The 21192-nt window shown below is 71.1% G+C and carries 24 protein-coding genes; 15 read left to right on the top strand and 9 right to left on the bottom strand.

What is annotated here, in order from left to right; translation table 11 throughout:
- Positions 1-57 precede the first annotated feature (57 nt).
- Positions 58-1149, top strand: coding sequence for a GNAT family N-acetyltransferase (locus CKY28_RS13465; RefSeq protein ID WP_095998882.1), 1092 nt, complete (start codon positions 58-60; stop codon positions 1147-1149).
- Here CKY28_RS13465 and trmB read toward each other — a convergent pair.
- Positions 1134-1814, bottom strand: a complete 681-nt coding sequence (gene trmB / locus CKY28_RS13470; RefSeq protein ID WP_095998883.1) for a tRNA (guanosine(46)-N7)-methyltransferase TrmB — start codon at positions 1812-1814, stop codon at positions 1134-1136. The genes CKY28_RS13465 and trmB overlap by 16 nt on opposite strands.
- A gap of 146 nt (positions 1815-1960) precedes the next feature.
- Positions 1961-3214, bottom strand: coding sequence for a putative DNA modification/repair radical SAM protein (locus CKY28_RS13475; protein ID WP_095999230.1), 1254 nt, complete (start codon positions 3212-3214; stop codon positions 1961-1963).
- Positions 3215-3363: 149 nt separating this feature from the next.
- On the opposite strand from CKY28_RS13475, the gene CKY28_RS13480 reads away from it, so the two are divergent.
- Positions 3364-3777 carry a hypothetical protein gene (locus CKY28_RS13480; RefSeq protein ID WP_095998884.1) on the top strand — a complete coding sequence of 138 codons (414 nt, stop codon included), beginning with the start codon at positions 3364-3366 and terminating at the stop codon, positions 3775-3777.
- 56 nt (positions 3778-3833) lie between these two features.
- Here CKY28_RS13480 and CKY28_RS13485 read toward each other — a convergent pair whose 3' ends face one another.
- From CKY28_RS13485 to CKY28_RS13495, 3 genes are read right to left on the bottom strand one after another with little or no spacing between them, the layout of a single operon-like run.
- A complete protein-coding gene (locus CKY28_RS13485; protein WP_095998885.1) occupies positions 3834-4571 on the bottom strand; it encodes a DsbA family protein in 738 nt (245 codons plus the stop codon).
- Positions 4572-4595: 24 nt separating this feature from the next.
- Positions 4596-5297 (bottom strand): thioredoxin domain-containing protein, encoded by a 702-nt coding sequence (locus CKY28_RS13490; RefSeq protein ID WP_095998886.1) that lies wholly within the window; start codon positions 5295-5297, stop codon positions 4596-4598.
- A 5-nt stretch (positions 5298-5302) separates the two neighbouring features.
- A complete protein-coding gene (locus CKY28_RS13495; protein ID WP_095998887.1) occupies positions 5303-5824 on the bottom strand; it encodes a DUF721 domain-containing protein in 522 nt (173 codons plus the stop codon).
- 47 nt (positions 5825-5871) lie between these two features.
- Here CKY28_RS13495 and CKY28_RS13500 point away from each other — a divergent pair, with 47 nt between their 5' ends.
- The 7 genes from CKY28_RS13500 (at position 5872) to CKY28_RS13530 (ending at position 11942) form a co-directional block, all read left to right on the top strand.
- Entirely contained in the window at positions 5872-6864 is a 993-nt protein-coding gene (locus tag CKY28_RS13500) for an A/G-specific adenine glycosylase (RefSeq protein WP_095999231.1), read from the top strand.
- Entirely contained in the window at positions 6861-8174 is a 1314-nt protein-coding gene (locus CKY28_RS13505; protein ID WP_095998888.1) for a serine hydrolase domain-containing protein, read from the top strand. The genes CKY28_RS13500 and CKY28_RS13505 overlap by 4 nt, the downstream gene beginning before the upstream one ends.
- 134 nt (positions 8175-8308) lie before the next feature.
- Complete coding sequence (gene nudC / locus CKY28_RS13510) at positions 8309-9187, top strand: NAD(+) diphosphatase (protein ID WP_095998889.1); 879 nt, start codon at positions 8309-8311, stop codon at positions 9185-9187.
- A 56-nt stretch (positions 9188-9243) separates the two neighbouring features.
- The gene (locus tag CKY28_RS13515) at positions 9244-9984 is read left to right on the top strand and encodes a hypothetical protein (protein WP_095998890.1); all 741 of its coding nucleotides are present in this window, start codon (positions 9244-9246) and stop codon (positions 9982-9984) included.
- A gap of 155 nt (positions 9985-10139) precedes the next feature.
- The gene (locus tag CKY28_RS13520; protein WP_095998891.1) at positions 10140-10607 is read left to right on the top strand and encodes a hypothetical protein; all 468 of its coding nucleotides are present in this window, start codon (positions 10140-10142) and stop codon (positions 10605-10607) included.
- A 59-nt stretch (positions 10608-10666) separates the two neighbouring features.
- A complete protein-coding gene (locus tag CKY28_RS13525; RefSeq protein ID WP_095998892.1) occupies positions 10667-11311 on the top strand; it encodes a DUF2306 domain-containing protein in 645 nt (214 codons plus the stop codon).
- A 10-nt stretch (positions 11312-11321) separates the two neighbouring features.
- The gene (locus CKY28_RS13530; RefSeq protein WP_095998893.1) at positions 11322-11942 is read left to right on the top strand and encodes a LysE family translocator; all 621 of its coding nucleotides are present in this window, start codon (positions 11322-11324) and stop codon (positions 11940-11942) included.
- 10 nt (positions 11943-11952) lie between these two features.
- Here the strand turns inward: CKY28_RS13530 and CKY28_RS13535 are convergent, their stop codons facing one another.
- On the bottom strand, positions 11953-12516 hold the full coding sequence (locus CKY28_RS13535) for a TetR family transcriptional regulator (protein WP_141243948.1): 564 nt from the start codon (positions 12514-12516) through the stop codon (positions 11953-11955).
- 65 nt (positions 12517-12581) lie between these two features.
- Here CKY28_RS13535 and CKY28_RS13540 point away from each other — a divergent pair, with 65 nt between their 5' ends.
- Complete coding sequence (locus CKY28_RS13540) at positions 12582-13034, top strand: hypothetical protein (protein WP_141243949.1); 453 nt, start codon at positions 12582-12584, stop codon at positions 13032-13034.
- Between the two features lie 9 nt (positions 13035-13043).
- Here the strand turns inward: CKY28_RS13540 and CKY28_RS13545 are convergent, their stop codons facing one another.
- On the bottom strand, positions 13044-13931 hold the full coding sequence (locus tag CKY28_RS13545) for a prephenate dehydratase (protein WP_095998896.1): 888 nt from the start codon (positions 13929-13931) through the stop codon (positions 13044-13046).
- 148 nt (positions 13932-14079) lie between these two features.
- Here CKY28_RS13545 and CKY28_RS13550 point away from each other — a divergent pair, with 148 nt between their 5' ends.
- Positions 14080-14778, top strand: a complete 699-nt coding sequence (locus CKY28_RS13550) for a c-type cytochrome (protein ID WP_095998897.1) — start codon at positions 14080-14082, stop codon at positions 14776-14778.
- Between the two features lie 143 nt (positions 14779-14921).
- On the opposite strand, the gene CKY28_RS13555 is transcribed toward CKY28_RS13550, so the two are convergent.
- Together CKY28_RS13555 and CKY28_RS13560 are read right to left on the bottom strand one after the other, a co-directional pair.
- On the bottom strand, positions 14922-15800 hold the full coding sequence (locus tag CKY28_RS13555) for an LOG family protein (RefSeq protein WP_095998898.1): 879 nt from the start codon (positions 15798-15800) through the stop codon (positions 14922-14924).
- A gap of 38 nt (positions 15801-15838) precedes the next feature.
- The gene (locus tag CKY28_RS13560; protein WP_176473101.1) at positions 15839-16474 is read right to left on the bottom strand and encodes an extensin family protein; all 636 of its coding nucleotides are present in this window, start codon (positions 16472-16474) and stop codon (positions 15839-15841) included.
- Positions 16475-16668: 194 nt separating this feature from the next.
- Between CKY28_RS13560 and CKY28_RS13565 the strand changes: the two genes are divergently transcribed.
- The 4 genes from CKY28_RS13565 (at position 16669) to CKY28_RS13580 (ending at position 21171) form a co-directional block, all read left to right on the top strand.
- Entirely contained in the window at positions 16669-17832 is a 1164-nt protein-coding gene (locus CKY28_RS13565) for a phosphoserine transaminase (RefSeq protein WP_095999232.1), read from the top strand.
- A gap of 134 nt (positions 17833-17966) precedes the next feature.
- The gene (gene serA, locus CKY28_RS13570) at positions 17967-19544 is read left to right on the top strand and encodes a phosphoglycerate dehydrogenase (protein ID WP_095998900.1); all 1578 of its coding nucleotides are present in this window, start codon (positions 17967-17969) and stop codon (positions 19542-19544) included.
- A gap of 65 nt (positions 19545-19609) precedes the next feature.
- Complete coding sequence (locus CKY28_RS19315) at positions 19610-20080, top strand: endonuclease domain-containing protein (protein ID WP_095998901.1); 471 nt, start codon at positions 19610-19612, stop codon at positions 20078-20080.
- Positions 20077-21171 carry an ATP phosphoribosyltransferase regulatory subunit gene (locus CKY28_RS13580; protein WP_095998902.1) on the top strand — a complete coding sequence of 365 codons (1095 nt, stop codon included), beginning with the start codon at positions 20077-20079 and terminating at the stop codon, positions 21169-21171. The genes CKY28_RS19315 and CKY28_RS13580 overlap by 4 nt, the downstream gene beginning before the upstream one ends.
- The last annotated feature ends 21 nt before the right edge of the window (positions 21172-21192 follow it).

The raw sequence follows: 21192 nt of genomic DNA on the forward strand, positions 1-21192 counted from the left end.
CAATCCCCGCGCCCGTCGCAAGCTGATGGTAAGCCTCACGCGCTATCGCGGGCGGCGATGACCAAGCCGCTCCGCCCCGACGACTTCCGGCGCGCGTCCCATGCGGTCGAGGCGGTGGTGGTCGACGGCCTGCCTCCGTCGCTCGACCAGGTCGCGGACGCCGGGCCCGCCTCCCACGCCTTCCTGCGCCGCGCCTGGTTCGCCGCGGCGGTCGAAGCCTATGGCGGAACCCCGCGCACGCTGGTCGTGCGTCGCGGGGGCGAACCGGCGTTGGCGCTTCCGCTCGTCCCCTACGGCCCGCGCGCTCTCGGGCTGGCGATGGCGCCCGGCAGCTATTGGCCGTTCCGGAGCTTTCCCCTGTCGGACGCGTCGGAGCCGGTGCTCGCCGCCGCGCTCGCGCGGCTCGCCCGCACGGTGAACGTGCTCCGCATCGGCCCTACGCCCGACGAGGACCCGAGCGTTTCGCCGCTGCTGGCCGCGGCGCGCGCGCGGGGCTGGGCGGTGCTGGACCGGCCCGTGGGCGCGTCATGGCTGTTCCGTCTGGGCGACGCGACGCGCGCCGGCGAGTGGCCGCGCGGCTCCACGCTTAAGAAGAACCGCTGGCACGAGAAGCAGCTCGCCGCGCACGGTGCGCTCGACTGGCGATTCGCGGAAAATGACGACTGGCCCGCGGCGTTCGACCGGCTCGCGGCCGTCGAGGAGAAGAGCTGGATCGCGACCCGGACCGACGGCCGCGACGCCAAATTCACGGACACGGGCCACGGCCGCTTCTGGCGCGTGGCCGCCCGCGACGAGCGGCTGCGCGGCATGATGCGCGCCGCCCTGCTCGCCGTTGACGGCGAGCCCGCCGCCTTCTCCTTCGACCTGGTGGCGGGGCGGACCACCTACGCGATCGCCAACAGCTATGACCCGGCCTACGCCAAGCATTCGCCCGGCAAGCTCCTCTACACGCGCAACCTCGTCGCCCTGGTCGAGCGCGGCGTCGAGCTGGTCGATTGGGGCATGGGCGACAGCGGCTACAAGCAGGTCATCGGCGCGGACGAGGGCCCGGCCTTACGCGACTGGCTGCTGCTGCGCCCCGGCCTCCCCGCCGCGGCGGTGCGCCTGATCGCGCGCTGGTGGAGCCGGTCGGGTCAGACGCGCAGGTAGCGGAAGTACCAGACCTCGTGCCCCTGTCGGCGCGCCTTCCGCTCGTAGCGCGTCTCCGGCCAGTCGGTTGGGCGCTCCAGGAAGTCGGCGGGCCGCTCGGCGGTCCACCGGAAATCGCGCCGCGTATTCATGACCATCATCGACCAGCGGCAATAGGTCGGGTCGTCGGTCCCCAGCCGGAACTCCGCCTGCCGCTTCAGCTTCGCCGCGATCACGTCGAGCGGCCCATGGTTCATCATGCGCCGCTTGGCGTGCCGCGCCTTGGGCCAGGGGTCGGGATGGAGCAGATATACGCGATCCAGCGACGCGTCCGGCAGGCGCTCCAGCACCTCCAGCGCGTCCCCCATGTGCACCCGCACATTGGCCAGCCCGCGCTCGCGGACGTGCCCGAGCGCGCCCACCACGCCGTTCAGGAACGGCTCGCAGCCGATGAAGCCTATCTCCGGCGCCGCCTCCGCCTGCGCCGCCAGATGCTCGCCCGCGCCGAAGCCGATCTCGACGTGCAACGGCCGGTCGTCGCCGAACAGCGTTCGCGCGTCGAGCGGTCCCGTCTCGGGCACGCTCAGTTCGGGTAGCAGCTCCTCGACGAGCGCGGCCTGGCCCTGGCGCAGCTTGTGGCCCTGACGGCGGCCGTAGAGGCGGCGGATGGTGGTGGGGTCGTTCAAGCTTTTACTCTTCCGTCATGCCGGACTTGATCCGGCATCCATGCGCGTCCGTTCGACCGATGCGCTCCCTCTGCCAACGCGGGCGTGCCGCTGGTGGACGCGCATGGACCCCGGATCAAGTCCGGGGTGACGGGAAAGGGAAGGGGCTAAGCGAACAGCTCCAGCTGCTTCGTCTTGGGCGCGACGAGCGGCTTCAGCTCCGCGCGGTCGGCGATCAGCGTCGGCCGCCAGTCCTCCGTCACGATGAACGGCCGGACCTTCGCGACCGAGTTGGTCAACCGCGCCACGTCGTCCAGCCGGATGCGCCGCCACCGCCGCGACTTCACGATCTGGTTGACCGCTTTCACCCCCAACCCCGGCACGCGCAGCAGGTCTTCGCGTGGGGCTCGGTTCACGTCGACGGGAAAGCGCTCGCGATGCTTCAGCGCCCAGGCGAGCTTGGGGTCGATATCGAGCGGCAGCATGCCCGTCGCTGGATCGGCCGCCGCGACCACCTCGTCGGGCCGGTACTGGTAGAAGCGCATCAGCCAGTCCGACTGGTACAGCCGGTGCTCGCGCATCAGCGGCGGGCGGCTGAGCGGCAGCACGGCGGACGCGTCGGGGATGGGGCTGAACGCGGAGTAGTAGACGCGGCGCAGGCCGAATCGGTCGTACAGCCCCGACGCCTTCGAAATGACGTCGCCGTCGGTCGCGGCGTCCGCGCCCACGATCATCTGCGTCGACTGGCCGGCCGCGAAACGCGGCGCCGACTTGTATCGCCCGCGCGCGTCCTTGGCGTCGAGGATGGCCGACTTCACCGCGCCCATCGCGCCCTCGATCCGCCCCGCGTCCTTCTCGGGCGCCAAGCGCTTCAGCCCGCCCAGCGTCGGCAGTTCGACGTTGATCGACACGCGATCGGCGTAGAGCCCGGCCTGATGCACCAGCTCCGGATCGGCGTCGGGGATCGTCTTGAGGTGGATGTAGCCGCGGAAATCATGGTCCTCGCGCAAAGAGCGCGCGACCTCGACCAGCTGCTCCATCGTATAGTTCGACGAACGGATGATCCCCGACGAGAGGAACAGCCCCTCGATATAGTTGCGGCGGTAGAAGGAGAGGGTGAGGTTCACGACCTCCTGCGCCGTGAACCGCGCCCGGCGCACGTTCGACGACTTGCGGTTGATGCAGTAATGACAGTCGAAGATGCAGCTGTTGGTCAGCAGGATCTTGAGCAAGCTGATGCACCGTCCGTCCGGCGCATAGGCGTGGCAAATGCCCATGCCCTCCGTCGAGCCCAGTCCCTTGCCCCCGCCCGCTGCGTCCCGGCTATTGCGCTTGGCCGTGCCCGACGACGCGCAGGACGCGTCGTACTTGGCGGCGTCGGCGAGGATGCCGAGCTTCTCCTGGATGCCGAGCTGCGCCACGATGTTCCATATACGTTCGCGCACGCCGCCCGGCAAGGACGCCCGTCCGTTCGACGTTGGTATAATTTACGGGACAAAATCAACGGTTTCACAACCGCTGGCAGGCTTCTATAACGCATGTAAACGGTTTCTGTCGCAGCGTTGACTTCATGACTCCCTCTACTTGCCTGACCCGCCTCGATGAGCATCAGGCCACGATCTTAGGCATCCTTCAGCGCGGCGAGCGCCTCCTCAAGGCGCCCGAGCGCGACGCGCCGGCGCTGGCCCGGGCCCGGTGGGAGTTGGCGCGCGCGCTGCTGGCGTATCAGGGCTTCAAGCACCGCGAGCTGTTCGACCCCGTCGCGGCGAGCGGCTGTCCGCGCCGCGCCCCGGTCGCGCGGCGGCTCAAGGGCGAGTGCGAGGCGGTGGGCGAGTCGTTCCGCGCCTATGTCGCCAAATGGAGCGCGGTCAGCGTGCTCGACTGCTGGGCCGAGTACCAGCCCGCCGCCCTGCGCCTGATCGCGCAGGTCCGCGACCATCTCGCGCGCGAGCGGCGCGAGACGGCGGCGCTGCTGACGGCCTGACTTCCGTTTCAGCGAGGCTGAAACGGCACCGCATCCGGCGTGAGCCGGATCCTACCCTACGCCCCCGCGCGCTTCAGCGCCGCTTCGACGTCCTGCCAGCTCACCGTGTTCTGGAGCGGTTCACCGTTCAAGAGGAAGGTCGGCGTACCCGTGACGGTACCGCCCGCCTGCGCTTCCTGCGTCAGCTTCACCAGCCGGTCCTGCGCCGCCGTGTCGGCTAGGCAGGCGCGGGCACGGCTCTCGGGGATGCCTCGCTGCTGCACGAAGTCGATCAGCCCCATCTGCTCGCCCAGCGCGGCGATCGCCTGGCCCGGCGCCATCGCGTTCAGCCGTTCCTGGAACGCCGGCCCGGCCTGCTGAAGCCGGTCGAGATAGGCATCCTGGTTCGCGTACATCTGGTCGAGGATGGGGAAGAAGGTCGCTTCGCCGCCGCACTGGCCGAGCAGCGCCGCCGCGAGGTCCGGCGCGCCGTGGACCAGGAAGTCGCGGAACTCGAAGCTCACCTTGCCGCTCGCGACATATTGCTGCTCGAGCGGCGTCGCCGCCGCGCGCGAAAAGGCGCCGCAAGTGGGGCAGGTGCGCGCGCCGTATTCGACGAGCTTGATGGGCGCGTCGGGGTTGCCCATGCGGTACCCGCCCTCGGGCGTGCGCACCACCGTCTCCGTCCAGCTTTGGCCGGCGGGCGCGGCCTTGGCCTGGACGGGCGGGGCTTGCGTGTTCGAGTTGCCCGCGCCGCCCTCGCCGCAGCCGGCGAGCACGAGGGCGAGAGACGCGAGCGCGAAACGGAACTTCATGGGGTGTACGAACTCCTGGAGTGATCAGCGGGAGCTAAGAAGCGGCTGGAGCCGCGTCCAGTCGTGCGCGCCCGTGTAGCGGCCGTTGACGAAGAAGGCGGGCGTGCCCGTCACCTCCGGAGGCGTCTTGTTCGCGAGCAGCCGGTCGAGCGCCGCCTTGTCGGCGAAGCAGCGCTGCAGCTGGACGTCGGTCAGCCCCTGCGCCCGCCCGATCGCGAGCAGCCCCGATCCTTCGGCCAGCCCGCGAAGCTGCGCGCCCGGCGCCGCGGTGGCGAGCGTCTCGCGGTTGGTCCGCGCGAACTCCGCGCCGCGCCCCAGCCAGGTCTGCTGGCCGGCGAAGATCGCGTCGTTGATCCGGGCGAAGCGCGCCGCGCCGCCGCAGCGCGCGACGATCACGGCGGCGAGGTCGAGCGGATCGCGGATCAGGTGGCGATACTCGATGCTGGTCGAGCCTGAGCGGATGCGCGTGGCGAGCGGCGCCTTCGACTCGGCCGCGAAATGCGCGCAGTGCGGGCAGGTGTAGCTGGCGTACTCGACGATCTTGATCGCCGCGGCCGGGTTGCCGACCAGGTGCCCGCCCTGCGGCGTCGCGGCGACGGTGCGCGACCAGTCGCGCTGTTGTTGAGCCTCGACCCCACCCCGCAAAGTCTTACTTTGCGGGGACCCCTCAGCGGGCGCGACGAGCGTCAGAGCGGCCATGCCGGCCAAGGCGAAAGCGAAACGCATTGCATTTATCCGATACGGGGAAGCGTGGGACGCGCGGCGACGCCCGCCGCGAGCGATTCGAGCACGGCCTTGAGCTCCGGGTCGGCGATCCCTTTCAGGTTCTGCCCCAACTCGACCGGCGCTGGCTTGAGCGAGGGCGGCGCCGCGCGGGTCGCGGGCTTGGCGACGTCGCCCTGTTTGATCACCACGCGCGCCACCGCCGGATAGCCGAAGAAGCGGTTCACCCGCTCCGTGATCTCCGGCACGATATGCTGCATGATGACCGCGTGCGCGCCCTTGACCGTCAGCGTCAGCACGCCGTCCTGCTTGGACCCGTGCGGGAAGCGGATCGACTCGGGCTGGCTCACGTTCGCGTAGCGCTCGCCGACGATCTCCGGCCAGCGGCTGACGATCGACGACTGCACGAAGCCGAAGCGCCGGAACGCCGCGCGGCCGACGTCGGGCAGCAGCTCGGCCACCTGGCGGGGGCCGTTCCTGCGCTGGGGCTCGTCGTTGGCGGGCGGACGCTTGCTCACGCCCGTCCTCATGCCATACCGCCCCGGTGGACGCAAAGAGCCTGAACGTCGCGGGGGCGCTGCTGGAGTGGTACGACGCGCACCGGCGCGACCTGCCTTGGCGCAGCCCGCCGGGCGAGACGCCCGACCCGTACCGCGTGTGGGTGTCGGAAGTGATGCTCCAGCAGACCACCGTCGCGACCGTGCGCCCCCGCTTTGAGGCCTGGGTCACGCGCTGGCCGAGCGTGGCCGCGCTGGCGGCGGCGGGCGAGGCGGAGGTCATGGCAGCCTGGGCGGGCCTCGGCTACTACGCCCGCGCCCGCAACCTCCGTGCGGCCGCCGCGAGGATCGCGAGCGACGGCTTCCCGCGCACCGAAGCGGGCTTGCGCGCGCTCCCCGGCTTCGGCGCGTACACAGCGGCCGCCGTCGCCGCGATCGCCTTCGGCGAGCGCGCGGTGGTCGTCGACGCGAACGTCGAGCGCGTCGTCTCGCGCCTCCACGCGATCGAGACGCCGCTCCCGCAGTCCCGCCCCGCGATCCGCGACGCCGCCGACGCGCTCACGCCGGCCGCGCGCGCTGGCGATTTCGCGCAAGGGATGATGGACCTGGGCGCGACGATCTGTAGCCCCAAGCGCCCGCGCTGCCTGCTCTGCCCGGTTCGCCCGTGGTGCGACGCCTACGCATCCGGCGAGCCCGACCGTTATCCTCTGAAAGCGCCCAAGGCCGACCGCCCGCAGCGCCACGGTACCGTCTTCTGGCTCGAACATCAGGGCCGCGTCCTCCTCCACCGCCGCCCCGCGCGCGGCCTGCTCGGCGGCATGCGCGCGCTCCCGACCGGGCCGTGGGAGGCCGAGCCGCCCGGCCTCGCCGGCGCGCCCGCCGAGACGCCGTGGCGGCTGCTCCCCGACTCGGTCGAGCACGGCTTCACCCACTTCCGCCTGACGCTGGCGCTTGCGGCGGGCGAGGGGACCGGGCACGAAGCCGGCGAGTGGTGGCCGATCGATGATCTGGCGGGGGCGGGGCTCCCCACCGTCTTCGCCCGCGCCGCCGAGGCCCTAAGGAGAGGCAGATGAAAATTTACGCGTTGACGGCTGGAGCGGCGCTCCTTGCGGGGGCAGCCTGGGCGGGCCAGACGGCGAGCCCTGCGCCGCGCCCCCAGGCGCAGGCCGCGGCGCAGCTCCCCGCCACGCAAGCGCTGTTCCAGTCCTACGTTTCGACCGGCAAGATGCCCGGCATCGTCGGCGCGTTCGGCGCGCCCGGCCGTCCCGCCACCTTCGTCACCGCCGGCCGCATCGCCGACGGGGCTAACGCGCCCGCCGCCGGCCCCGACTCGCTCTGGCGCATCTACTCGATGACCAAGCCGATCACCGGCATGGCCGCGATGATCCTCGTGGAGGAAGGCAAGCTCCGCCTCGACCAGCCGGTCCACGAGATCCTGCCCGCCTTCCGGAACATGCAGGTGCTGACCGACCCGGAGAAGAGCCTCGCGAGCCGCCCCGCCGCCCGCCCGATCACGATCCGGCATCTCCTCACCCACACCGCCGGGCTCGGCTACAACATCATCACCACCGGCCCGCTCAAGGCCGAGTATGAGAAGCGCGGCATCCTGCCGGGCGCGGTGAACGGCCTCGTCGAGGCGCAGGCCCGCCAAGTCCGGCCCAAGTCGCTTGGGGAGTTCGCCGACCGCGTCGCCACGCTGCCGCTGATCGCCGACCCCGGCACGCGCTGGAGCTACTCGATCGGCCTAGACGTGCTCGGCGCGGTGGTCGAGCGCGCGGGCGGCATGCCGTTCGAGCGCTTCCTGCAGACGCGCATCTTCACGCCGCTGCGCATGACGTCGACCTACTTCACCGTGCCCGCGTCCGAGACCGGCCGCTTCGCCACCAACTACCTCTTCGCCGGCGACAACCGCGTTCCCGTCGATCCGGCCGCGACCTCGGTCTACCTCCAGCCGCCGAGCTTCCCCTACGGCGGCGCGGGCCTCGTCTCCTCGGCGCGCGACTACGACCGCTTCCTCCACATGCTCCAGAACGGCGGCACGCTGGACGGCGCGCGCGTGATGAAGCCGGAGACGGTGCGGCTTGCCATGTCCGACCTCCTGCCGCCGGGCGTCACCTTCGCCGGCATCGGCGGCGGTACGGGCGGCACGCAGGGCGGAGTCCGGATGGGCTATGGCGCGGGCGGCTCCGTGTACCTGGAGGGCAGGCCCGGCGGCCCCGGCAAGGGCACGTACGGCTGGGGAGGCGCGGCCGGCACCATCGCCTATGTCGACCCGGAGAACCGCGTGCGCGGCACGATCATGGTCAACTATTTCCCCGCCGAACGCTGGCCGCTCCGCCAGGAGATCCCCGCCGCGCTGGCGAAGGACTTGGGAAGGCGGTAAGGGTGGCACACACCCCCTCCCTCCGTCACCCCGGACTTGTTCCGGGGTCCATCGTGGTGCGAACGACTCCGCCGGAGTGCGCGTCGAACCATGGACCCCGGAACGAGTCCGGGGTGACGGGCAGAGGCTGACGTATGACGACGCCCCCCGGCTTCACCGGCTCCCCGCTCGACCGCGCCGACCGCCTTCGCAACGATAAGGCCGCGCTCCAGCTCGCGGTCGCCGACTACCGCGCCCGCCTGCTCCGCCTCGGCCCGGGCTACACGCCCGACGTGACGCCCGAAGGCCGCCTCGCCTGGATCAGCCTCGCCGACGCGGCCCCGGACGCCGAGCTCGTCTTCTTAGGGCTAGAGGACGAACGCCCCCGCTTCGCCGCGATCACCAACGAGCCCGGCGGCGCGCCCTTCCGCAGCCCCCGCCTCCTCGCCGCGCTGGGCGAGATGGCGGAAGGCGAAGCCGCCACCTACGCCGCCGCCCGCGCCGTGCTCGACTGGCACGCCCGCCACCGCTTCTGCGCAAACTGCGGCTCGCCGACCGACGTGATCCGCGCCGGCTGGGCCCGCCGCTGCCCCGCCTGCTCCGCGGAGCACTTCCCGCGCACCGACCCCGTCGTCATCATGATCGCCGAGCACGAAGGCCGCGCGCTCCTCGGTCGACAGGCGAGCTGGCCCCCCGGCCGCTATTCCGCGCTCGCCGGCTTCGTCGAGCCGGGCGAGTCGATCGAGGAGGCGGTCGCCCGCGAGATCCACGAGGAGGCGGGCGTGCGCGTCACGCAAGTGCGCTACGTCGCCAGCCAGCCCTGGCCCTTCCCGTCGCAGCTCATGATCGCCTGCGTCGCCCGCGCGGACGACGACGCGCTCCGCGTCGACACGTCCGAGCTCGAAGAGGCGATCTGGGTCCCCCGCGACGAGGTCCGCGCCGTGCTGGAGGGCAGGGGAACCGCGTTCCTCCCGCCCCCGCCCTACGCCATCGCCCACACGCTACTCGAGCGCTGGGCCGCGGACGTCCCGTAACGGGATCGCCCTACGCCGTTGTCGGCGGCGCACGCCCGCGCCATGTCCGGAGCGGCATGACCGGCGCGCTTCCTCGACTCACCGGCCTGCGCTCGCGCCTGCGCGGCCGCGGGCCCGTCGAGCTCGCACGGCTCGCCGTCAAGAACATCGTCCACCTCGTCCGTTCGCTCACGCCCGCCGCGCGCGCGGCGCGTGCGCGCGACCGCGCTTTCGATCGCCGCTGGGGCACCGACACCGGCGGCGAGGTGAGCGTTCATGATCTGGGGCTGGACGCGAAGGCCCTGCCCGGCGCCAAACGCTACGCGGCGCTCGACGAGGCGATGCTGCGCGAGCCGATCGCCGCGCTCGCGCTCGACCCCGCCATGTTCGAGTTTATCGACTACGGCGCGGGCAAGGGCCGGGCGGTGATGGTGGCGATGGACATGGGCTTTCGCCGCGCCACGGGCGTCGAGCTCTCCGAACGGCTCGTGGGGATCGCCGAGCGGAACCTGCGCCTCTTCGCCCGCCGCAACCCCGCCGCCGCGCCCGGCCGCGTGCTCCGGGGCGACGCCGTCGCGTTCCGTCCCGAAGGCCGCGCGATCCTCGCCTTCTTCTACAACCCCTTCGACGCCGCGGTCATGTTGCGGGTGCGCGGACGGCTCGAAGAGGCGCTGGGTGAGGGGACGGAGCGCATCGTCGTCGTCTACGCCAACCCCGAACATGTTGACGTCTTCGCCGACGCGCCCGGCTGGACGCGCGGCCCGGAAAGCGGCGGCTGGACGAGCTTTTCCGCCGAGTCTGCCGCGTTTCGTCGCTGAAAGAAAACAGCCCGTCGAATCGCACCAAGTTGGGACTTTCGTACAAAGTCCCGCTTCGGGCCGGAAACGAATCGCCTGACCCCTCGTTACTGTGGTAGTTTGTATCTCCAGGGGCATCGCGACGTCGCGGTGCGCCGCGTAGCGGAGGATCCACCATGCGCTACTTCGTCGATGCCGAGTTCAACGGGTTCGGGGGCGAGCTGATCTCGCTCGCGGCGGTGCCCGAGACGAACGGGTCGCCGCACTTCTATCAGGCGATCGGCTGCCAGCGGCCGATCCTGTGGGTGCGCACCAACATCATCCCCGTGCTCCAGATCGCGCCGCGCTCCAAGGGCGAGGTCGCGCACCTGTTCGCGCATTACCTCGAGAACGACCCGGCGCCCGTGCTAATCTCCGACTGCCCGGAGAGCCTGGCGCACGCCGTGCTGCTGCTGACCGACGGCCGCGGCGGCCGCCTCCTCCAGTCGCGCGTCCGCACCGAGCTGCTCCCGGCTTCCGACTTCTCGGCGGTCGCCCACAGCGAGACGCCCTACAACGCCTATCGCGACGCCCTCGCGCTCAAGGACTGGGTCCTCGCCCAAGAAGCCCAGCGCCGCCCCGTCGACCTGTTGCGCGCGGTCTGACGCTCGGGTTTCGCGCGGCCACGCGGTCGTGTTAAGTTCCTCCCGATCGGGAGGAACGGATGGCGTCGATCACGGCCAAGCGCGCGGCGACCTCTTTCTGGGCGCTGACCGCGCTGTTGAGCGTGGCGGTCGCGCTCTTCTCCTACCGCTACCTGACGCATGCGAGCCTGGGCGCGCCCGACATCCTCGCCAACACCTATGCCCGGCCCTGGTTGTCGGTCCATGTCGCCGCGTCCGCCACGGCGCTGCTGCTGGGCGCGTTCCAGTTCCTGCCAGGCTTGCGCTCCCATCGGCCGGCGCTGCATCGCTGGACGGGCCGCATCTATGCGGTCGGATGCCTGATCGGCGGGGCGGCCGGGTTGGTGATCGCCTTCGGGTCGACCGCGGGGCCGGTCGCAACGCTGGGCTTCGGCCTGCTCGCGGTCGCTTGGCTCGTCACCACCGCGCAAGGGTGGCGGCTCGCCCGCGCGCGGCGCTACGCCGAGCACCGCGCTTGGATGATCCGCTCCTGGTCGCTCACGCTCGCCGCGGTGACGCTCCGGCTCGGGCTCGCCGGCATCGCGCTGAGCGGGCTGCCGTTTCGCGAGAGCTATCTGGCGGTGTCGTTCCTCTGCTGGGTGCCCAACCTCCTCGCAGCCGAGCTCTACCTGCGCAGCGCTCGGCGGACACGCCCGCTCGCGACCGCGTCGCTGCGGCCCGCCTGAGGCGAGCGCCGTGAACCTGGAACTCTGGCTCGCCTTCGCCGCCGCGTCGTTCGTCATGGGCGTGATCCCCGGCCCCGGCGTCGCGACCATCATCGGTTTCGCGTTCGGCTCCGGCCGGCGCGTCGCGCTCGCCGAGGTCGGCGGCATGGCGGTCGGCAACGCCCTCGCGATCAGCTTGTCGCTCGCCGGCGCGGGCGCGGTGCTCGCCTCCTCGGCGCTCGCCTTTACGATCCTGAAATGGGCGGGCGCGGTCTATCTGGTGGCGATCGGCCTCCTCGCCATCCGGCGCAGCGGGGCCGAGCGCGCCACTTCGCCCTCCGCCCGACCGGTCACGCCTCGGCTCGCCTTTCTGAGCACGGTCGCGGTGGGCGTGTTCCACCCCAAGACGATCCTGTTCTTCGTCGCCTTCGCCGCCCAGTTCGTCAGCCCCGACGCGCCCTACCTGCCCCAGGCCGCCATCCTCGTCGCGACCTTCACGATCGTCGCCGCCGCCACCGACACCGCCTACGCGCTGCTCGCGTCCCGGGCGTCGGGCCTGTTCGAGCGCCCGCACTTACGCCGCTGGACCGCCCGCGCGGGCGGTGGCGCGCTCGTCGCGGCGGGCGTGGCGACCGCGGCAATACGGCGGTGACGTTTTGGGGTCAGGGCCGTGCCGCGCCGTCCGCCACCGCTCCATTTCGCACGGCCATGTCGGCCAGGTCGCGCCTGCCGATCGCGTCCAGGAACAGCGCGCCTTCGACGGTTGCGAGCAGTGACGCGCATGCCCGTTCGCGATCGGCCCGCCGATCGACGAAAAGGTGGTCGCCCGTCCAGCGCACGAATCCGTCGGTGATGGCGGCCGCGATCGCGCGCTGCGGCTCCCGGCCCCGCGCCGACGCCGCCGCGAGCTCCAGCCACAGCCGCATATAGGGCCGAAGCTCGACCGACCCGACCGCGCTCCAGATGGCTAGGAGCAGCTCGGGCGGGGGGAGGCGCGTCCCCGTCGGGATCGCCCGGTCGAGTATCACGGTCAGCCGCCCCGCCACCCGCTCCAGCGTCGCCGCGACCAGCTCGTCCTTGCTCGCGAAGTAATAGAGCAGCATGCGATCGCTGGTGCCCACCGCGGTGGCGAGCGGGCGCAAGCTCGCAGCGGCCATCCCGTGCTCGAGAAGGTGGTCGGCCATGCGCTCGATGGCGGCTTCGCGACGTGCGTCCCTGATGCTCACGCGATTCTTGTAGCGCTTATTACACCATCCTGCTATGTAGCGGCCGCTACAGAGGAGGATGCGTCATGGAACGGACTGCTGGCGCCGGTGTGTCGATGAAGGCGGAACGGGCGGACGCGCCGTCCCCAGGACGGCTCTCGGATCGGCAAGCGGCGATCCTGGTTGCCTTCGGTCTCGCCTTCTGGCTCGTCGCGGCGCTGTTCATCCGCATCGCGCCGTTCGACGTCTTCGGCCGGGACGTCGGCACAATCCTGCTGTTCGCCGCGACTTTGCCATTGGCTTGGGCGTCGGTCCGGGTTGCGGAGCGGATCGCGGCGCTCGCGCCCGACCAGCTCCTGCCGGGCGTCGCGCTCGCTTCGGCGGCGGCCATGCTGTGCGACGGCGTGGGGCTGATCTGGTGGGGGCTGTACGGCGACGGCGACCGGCTGCCGGGGGCCGCATGGCTGCTGTGGGGCGTGGGCCTGATCTTGTTCGCCGCCTTCCTCGACGGTCGACGTCGGACGGTGCGCCGGGGCTGAGCGTCCCGCCTAGCCCCGCTCGCGTGCCCGCCGGTACGTGCCCAGCACCCGCAGCCGTTCCGAGTGGAAGCGCAGCTCGGCGAGCGCGCGGTCGAAGCCCGGTTCGCCCGGGCCGCCCTCCACGTCGGCGTAGAACTCGGTCGCCGCGAAGCTGCCGCCGCGCTGATAGCTCTCCAGCTTGGTCATGTTGACGCCGTTGGTCGCGAAGCCGCCCATCGCCTTGTACAAGGCCGCGGGCACGTTCCCGACCGCGAACACCAGGGTCGTCATGCGCGGACCTTCCGCGATCACGCCGTCCTCACGCGCCAGCACCACGAAGCGCGTGGTGTTGTGCTCGGCGTCGGCGATGCCGCTGGCGAATGTCTTCAGGCCGTACAGCTCGGCCGCGGCGGGCGGGGCGAGCGCCGCCACGCGCGGGTCGCCGCGCTCCGCCACCAGCGCGGCCGCGCCCGCCGTGTCGGGATAATCCATCGGCTCGATCCCGTGCGCGTGGAGCCAGCCGCGGCACTGGCCCAGCGCCTGCGGGTGGCTTACCGCCTGCTCCACCTCCTCGCGCGCGCCCAAGCCCATCAGCGCGTAGCGGATCGGCAGGAAATGCTCGCCCGTGATCAGGAGGCCCGATTCGGGCAGCAGGAAGTGGATATCGGCGACACGCCCGTGGAGCGAGTTCTCGATCGGGATCATCGCGCACCCCGCGCGACCCTCCTTCACCGCGTCGATCGCGTCCGCGAAGTCGAAGCAGGGAAGGGGCAGCCCGTCCGGGAACATCTGCGCCACGGCCACATGGCTGTTCGCGCCCGGCGCGCCCTGGAACGACACGGCGCGCGGCGGGTCGGCGGCGGCGGCTTGCGTCAGGCGGGCGACGAGCGGGCGGGCGGGGGCCGGAAAGCGGTCCATGGTCCGCGCGGGTTAGGTCGAGTGTGGCTCCCGGGCAACCCGCCTGCTAACCGCGGTTATCGCCGCCCGACGCGCGGCTTGCGGTGGCGCGCGCGCTTTCCTAAGGACGGCGGCGTTTTACTTCCATTCCAAGGTTCCGAACCGACACATGGACATCCGGACGAACATGATCGCGGGCTGGACGCTCGCCGCTTCGGGCGCCGCGCTGGGCCTCGCGATCATCGGCAGCATGGTTTACGGCGGCGAGCGCCCGGAGAAGATGGGCTACGCGATCGAGGGCGTCGAGGCCGAGGGCGGCGCGAGCGCGGAGGCGCAGGTGCCGATCGCGACGCTGCTCGCATCCGCCGACCCCGCCAAGGGCGCCGACGTGTTCAAGAAGTGCTCGGCCTGCCACACGATCAACGCGGGCGGCGCCAGCGGTATCGGTCCCAACCTCCACGGCATCATGGGCCAGCCGATCGCCGCCAAGCCCGGCTTCGGCTATTCGGACGCGCTGAAAGGCGTGGGCGGCACCTGGGATTGGGAGAAGATGAGCGCCTGGCTCCTCTCCCCCCGCAAGTTCGCGCCCGGCACCAAGATGACGTTCGCGGGCATCGGCAACGGCCAGGACCGCGCCAACGTGCTCGCCTATCTGAACCAGCAGGGCTCCAACCTGCCGCTCCCCGCCGCCCCGCCGCCGGGCGCGGAGGCGTCGCCGACCGGCGCGGTCGATCCCAAGGCGCAGGAGGCGATCGCCAACGCCACCGCCAACCCCACCGCCGAGATCGCCAACACCGGCACGCCGACCGAGGCCGCCCCGTCGCTCGACCCCGCCGCGCAGGAGAAGGGCGCTCGGGCAGACCAGTAGGGGCTAGAGCCTCTCGATCACCCGGCCTAACCCCACCTCGTCACCCCAGCAAGCTGGGGTCGTTGTAGGAGAGGGCACCCCCGCTGGTCGGGCCTACCCCAGCGTTCGCTGGGGTGACGAACAGGGGCGAGGGGAGGGGGCGCTTACGCCGCCTCCGCCTCCGCCTGCTCGTCGTAGAAGCGCTGCACCACCGCCCAGCCCTCGGCGGGCGTGTCCACGTAGCGGAAGATGCCGAGGTCGCGCTCGCTCACCACGCCCTCCTCGACCAGCGCCTCGAAATTGACCACCCGCTCCCAGAACTCGCGCCCGTAGAGCAGCACGGGGATGGGCTTGATCTTGCCCGTCTGGATGAGCGTCAGCAGCTCGAACAGCTCGTCGAACGTCCCGAACCCGCCCGGAAACGCCGCCACCGCGCGCGCCTTCAGCAGGAAGTGCATCTTGCGAAGCGCGAAATAGTGGAACTGCACCGACAGCGACGGCGTCACGTACGGGTTGGGCGCCTGCTCGTGCGGCAGCACGATGTTCAATCCGATCGATTCCGCGTGCACGTCCTGCGCCCCGCGGTTCGCCGCCTCCATGATCGACGGGCCCCCGCCCGAGCACACGACGAAGTGCCGCTGTCCCTGCAGGTCGCGCGGAAAATTGGACGCGAGCGACGCCAGCTCGCGCGCCATGTCGTAATATTTCGACTTCGCCTTGAGGCTCTCCGCGATGCGCCGGTTCTTCTCGTCGGTCGCGAGGTCGAGCAGCGCGTCCGCCTTGGCCGGCTCCGGGATGCGCGCCGAGCCGTAGAAGACGAAGGTGGAGCCGATATGCGCCTCCTCCATGATGAGCGAGGTCTTCAAGAGCTCCAGCTGGAAGCGCGTAGGCCGCAGGTCCTCGCGCAGCAGGAAGTCCATGTCCTGGAACGCCAGCTTGTAAGCGGGATGCGCGGTCTGCGCCGTCTGCACGCTCTGCGCGGCGCTCTCGGCGTCCTGGCGGGCGCGGGGGAAGACGCGGTCGGGAACTCGGGTGTCGTTCATCCGAATCGTCCTACGCGCGGCTCGTTACGCGTCAACCCTCACCGGCAGAAGTCGGCCCGATCCGCCTCCAGGTGCAGGTGGTCGCGATGCGCCGCGTTGTAGTCGGGCGTCAACACGGTGCCGAACCGCTTGCACGCCGAGCGCCGGATCGTCTGGAAGAAGCGCTGGACCTGCGGGTCCTCCGACCGCCAGTCGTTCAGCACCGACACGGTGCGCCCGTCCTCCAGCGTGAAGCCGCCCACGTCCACCGCGTTCGCCGTCGCATGCCCCGACCGCCGCCCGGACCCTGCGACGTTGCGGCAGGCGTAGGTGCCCATGCCCTGAACCCGTGTCAGCTCCGACCCGAGTATCTGATAAGCGGCGGGCGCGACCGCGTTCCTGACCCAGGCCGCGAACGCGCGCGCGTTGCCGCACTGCATGGCCGTGATCCCCGTCACCGGCACGCCGATGTCGGTCAGCTGCACCGCCCCGTACACGCCGCATCCCTCGCCCAGTTCGCGGTCGGGCAGCGGCTTGAAGTCCACCCCCTCGCGCCTGAGGTCCGCATGGCACCGCGCCGTCTCCCGCGCGGAGGGCTCGTCCGCCTGTGCCCGCGGCCGGGGTGCGGCCGGCCGCTCCCGATCCCCGCACGCGGCGAGCAGCAGGGCCGCCGTCAACATCCCCCAACCCGTCATGCCGGACTTGATCCGGCATCCACGCGCGTCCGCCTGCCTCATCGCTGTCGTTGATGGACGCGCATGGACCCCGGCTCAAGGCCGAGGTGACGGTTTTCGGCGTGGTCGGCTTGCCGAGCCCTCGATCCGCCGCTAACCCCGTCGACGGGCCACGCCGTCCCAACGCGGCGCGCGCTCTCTGCAAGGAGAGTTACATGACTGAGTCCCCGCCCCCGGTGCGCGTCGCGCACCAAATTCCCGAACATCCGCAGGTGCGTCCTGCGCGCCCGTTCTTCTCCTCCGGCCCCTGCGCCAAGCCGCCGGGCTGGTCCGCCGACAAGCTGGCGACCGAGTCGCTGGGCCGCTCCCACCGCTCCAAGCTCGGCAAGCAGCGGCTTGGCCTTTGCATCGACCTGATACGCGAGGCGCTCCAGCTCCCCGACACGCACCGTATCGGAATCGTCCCCGGCTCCGACACCGGCGCCTATGAGATGGCGATGTGGACGCTGCTGGGCGCGCGCCCCGTCACCGCGCTCGCCTGGGAGAGCTTCGGCGAGGGCTGGGTCACCGACGCCGTCAAGCAGCTGAAACTCGAGCCGACCGTCATGCGCGCCGACTACGGCGAGCTGCCCGACCTCCGCGCGGTCGACTGGTCCCACGACGTCCTCTTCACCTGGAACGGCACCACGTCCGGCGTCCGCGTGCCCAACGGTGACTGGATCGCCCGCGACCGCGAAGGCCTGAGCTTCGCCGACGCCACCAGCGCAGTCTTCGCCTACGACCTCCCCTGGGACCGCATCGACGTCGCCACCTTCTCCTGGCAGAAGGTGCTCGGCGGCGAAGGCGCGCACGGCGTCCTCATCCTCGGCCCCCGCGCGGTCGAGCGCCTGGAAACCCACACGCCCCCCTGGCCGCTGCCCAAGGTCTTCCGCCTCACCGCCAAGGGCAAGCTCAGCGAAGGCGTGTTCAAGGGCGAGACGATCAACACCCCCTCCATGCTCGCCGTCGAGGACGCGATCTGGACGCTGGAGTGGGCGAGGGGGCTCGGCGGCCTCCACGGCCTGATCGCCCGCTCGGACGCCAACGCCGCCACGCTCGACCGCATTGTGGAGGAGCGCGACTGGCTCGGCCACCTCGCCGCCGATCCGGCGATCCGCTCGCGCACCAGCGTCTGCCTGACCGTCGAAGGCGCGGACGAGGCGCTGATCAAGAAGATGGCGAGCCTCCTGGAGCAGGAAGGCGCGGCCTACGACGTCGCCGGCTACCGCGACGCCCCGCCGGGCTTACGCATCTGGTGCGGCGCAACCGTTGACACCGCCGATATCGAAGCGCTCGGCCCCTGGCTCGACTGGGCGTACGCGAGCGCGAAAGACGCTTAACTCCCTCTCCCCTCCGGGGAGAGGGGCAGTACCAAGCGCTTCACCCTGAACCGCCCCTCTCCCGACCTCCCCCGGCTTTCGCCGGGGTCGGCCACCCTCTCCCCGCAGGGGAGAGGGAGAAGAAGGAACCCTCGATGCCCAAAGTCCTCATCAGCGACAAAATGGACCCTCGCGCCGCCCAGATCTTTCGCGAACGCGGGCTGGAGGTCGACGAGATCACCGGCAAGACTCCGCAAGAGCTCCGTGCCATCATCGGCACCTACGACGGCCTAGCCATCCGCTCCTCCACCAAGGTCACCCCCGACCTCCTCGAAGCCGCGACGAACCTGAAAGTGGTCGGCCGCGCCGGCATCGGCGTCGACAATGTCGACATCCCCGCCGCGTCCGCGAAAGGCGTGGTCGTGATGAACACGCCCTTCGGCAACTCCATCACCACCGCCGAGCACGCCATCGCGCTCATGTTCGCGCTCGCCCGCCAGCTCCCCGAAGCCGACGCGTCCACCCAGGCCGGCAAGTGGGAGAAGAACCGCTTCATGGGCGTCGAGCTCACGTCCAAGGTGCTCGGCCTGATCGGAGCCGGCAATATCGGCTCCATCGTCGCCGACCGCGCCCGCGGCCTCAAGATGCGCGTGATCGCCTTCGACCCCTTTCTCACCCCCGAGCGCGCCGTCGAGATCGGCGTGGAGAAGGTCTCGCTCGACGACCTGCTTAGCAGGGCCGACTTCATCACGCTCCACACGCCGCTGACCGACCAGACGCGCAACATCCTCAGCCGCGAGAACCTCGCCAAGACCAAGAAGGGCGTCCGCATCATCAACTGCGCCCGCGGCGGCCTGATCGACGAGGCGGCGCTGAAGGAGCTGCTCGACAGCGGCCACGTCGCGGGCGCCGCGCTCGACGTGTTCCAGACCGAGCCCGCGACCGACAGCCCGCTCTTCGGCACCCCCGGCTTCATCTCCACCCCGCACCTGGGCGCCAGCACCACCGAGGCGCAGGTCAACGTCGCCATCCAGGTCGCCGAGCAGATGGCCGACTATCTGACCACCGGCGGCGTGACGAACGCGCTCAACATGCCGAGCCTCTCCGCCGAGGAAGCCCCCAAGCTCAAGCCCTACATGGCTTTGGCCGAAAAACTCGGCTCCCTCGTCGGCCAGCTCGCCCACGGCGCGATCACGAGCGTGGCGGTCGAGGCGGAGGGCGCCGCCGCCGAGCTCAATCTCAAGCCCATCACCTCGGCCGTGCTGGCCGGCTTTCTCCGCGTCCATTCCGACACGGTCAACATGGTCAACGCCCCCTTCCTCGCCCGCGAGCGCGGCCTCGACGTCCGCGAGATCCGCCACGAGCGCGAAGGCGACTACCACACGCTCGTCCGCGTGACGGTCGGCACCCGCGACGGCGAACGCTCGGTCGCCGGCACCCTCGTCGGCAACGAAGCCCCCCGCCTCGTCGAGCTGTTCGGCATCAAGGTCGAGGCCGACCTCGCCGGCCCCATGCTCTACGTCGTCAACGAAGACCGCCCCGGCTTCATCGGCCGCCTCGGCACGCTGCTCGGCGAGGCCAACGTCAACATCGGCACCTTCCACCTAGGCCGCCGCCAGGCGGGCGGCGAAGCGATCGTGCTGCTCTCTGTCGACGAGCCCGTCACCCCCGACCTCCTGGCGCGGGTCAAGGCGCTCCCCGACGTGCGGACGGCGATGGGCCTGAACTTCTAACTTGATCTCCCTCTCCCCTCCGGGGAGAGGGTGGCCGAGCCGAAGGCGAGGTCGGGAGAGGGGCAGTGCCGAAAATCGACGAACACCTGCTGACCTTCGCGAAAGAAGTACGCCGGGAAATGACTCCCGCCGAGGCACGCCTCTGGTACCACCTCCGCGCCAAGCGCCTGAACGGCGTCAAGTTCGTGCGCCAATCGGTCCGCCGCCCCTACATCGCCGACTTCGTCGCACGCTCGCACAAGCTGATCATCGAGATCGACGGTGACACCCACGCCCACAGCGAGGGCTACGACGCACACCGGACGGCGCAGCTGGAGCGGGACGGCTACCGCGTCGTCCGCTTCACCAACTCGGACGTCATGAGCAACGAGGAAGGCGTGATCTCGACCTTGCTCCAAGCGCTCGGAACTGCCCCTCTCCCTTCCGCCGCGCTGACGCGCGGCTCCCTCCCTCTCCTCAGAGGGGAGAGGGACGACAAATCAAACTCCCTCTCCCCTCTGGGGAGAGGGCCGGGGAGAGGGGCAGTGCCGGAGTGAGCGCGCTATTACCCGAGGGCTTCCGTGACCGCCTTCCACCCCACGCGGACTCGGCCGCCGAAATCGAAACTCGCGTGCTCAGCGTCGCGCGCTCCTACGGCTACGAACGCGTCGACCCCCCGCTCGCCGAGTTCGCCGACGGCCTAGCCACCCGCCTCAAGGCCGGCGCGCTCCGCGACGCCGTCCGCTTCGTCGACCCCGTCTCGCAACGGACGCTCGCCATCCGCCCCGACCTCACCGCCCAGGTCGCGCGCGTCGCCGCCACCCGCATGGGCCACCACCCGCGCCCCGTGCGCCTGAGCTACGCCGGCTCGACCCTACGCCTCCGCGCGCCCGAGCTGTCGCCCAAACGCGAGCGCCGCCAGCTCGGCTGCGAGCTCATCGGCCTCGACTCGGTCGCCGCCGCGCGCGAGGTCGTCGGCGTGGCCGCCGAAGCGTTAGCGGCCGCCGGGGCGGGGGGCCTCAGCATCGACTTCACGCTCCCCGACCTGGTCGACACGCTCGCCGCCGGCCCGCTCCCGTGCGCGCAAGTCGACGAGCTCCGCGCCCGCCTCGACGCCAAGGACGCCGGCGGCGTCGCCGCGATCGCCCCCGCCTATCTGCCGCTAATCGAAGCCGCCGGCCCCTTCGACCCCGCGCTCGCCAAGCTCCGAGTGTTCGACGCGACGGGTGTCCTGACGTCGCGCCTCGACGGTCTCCAGGCCATCGCCGAAGCGGTGAGCGGCCTCGCCACCCTCACCCTCGACCCCACCGAGCGCCACGGCTTCGAATACCAATCCTGGCTCGGCTTCTCGCTCTTCGTCGCCGGCGGGCCGCGCGAAGTCGGCCGCGGCGGCACCTACACGGTCCTGCGCGAGGACGGCGCGGAGGAACCCGCCACCGGCTTCACCCTCTACGCCGATCAGCTTGGCCAGGCCACCGCGCTCGACCGCCGCCGCCTGTTCCTCCCCCTCAGCACGCCCGCCGAGGACGGCGCACGCCTCCGCCGAGAAGGCTGGGTCACCGTCGCCGCGCTTGAGCCGGGCGATACGCCGGAGGCGCAGCTGTGCACGCATGTGTGGCGGGAAGGAAGCGTTGAGGCGGTAAGTTGAGCGTCCGCAATGGGTGGAGAA

Source organism: Sphingomonas lenta, from assembly GCF_002288825.1.
In the GTDB taxonomy this organism is placed as follows: domain Bacteria; phylum Pseudomonadota; class Alphaproteobacteria; order Sphingomonadales; family Sphingomonadaceae; genus Sphingomonas; species Sphingomonas lenta.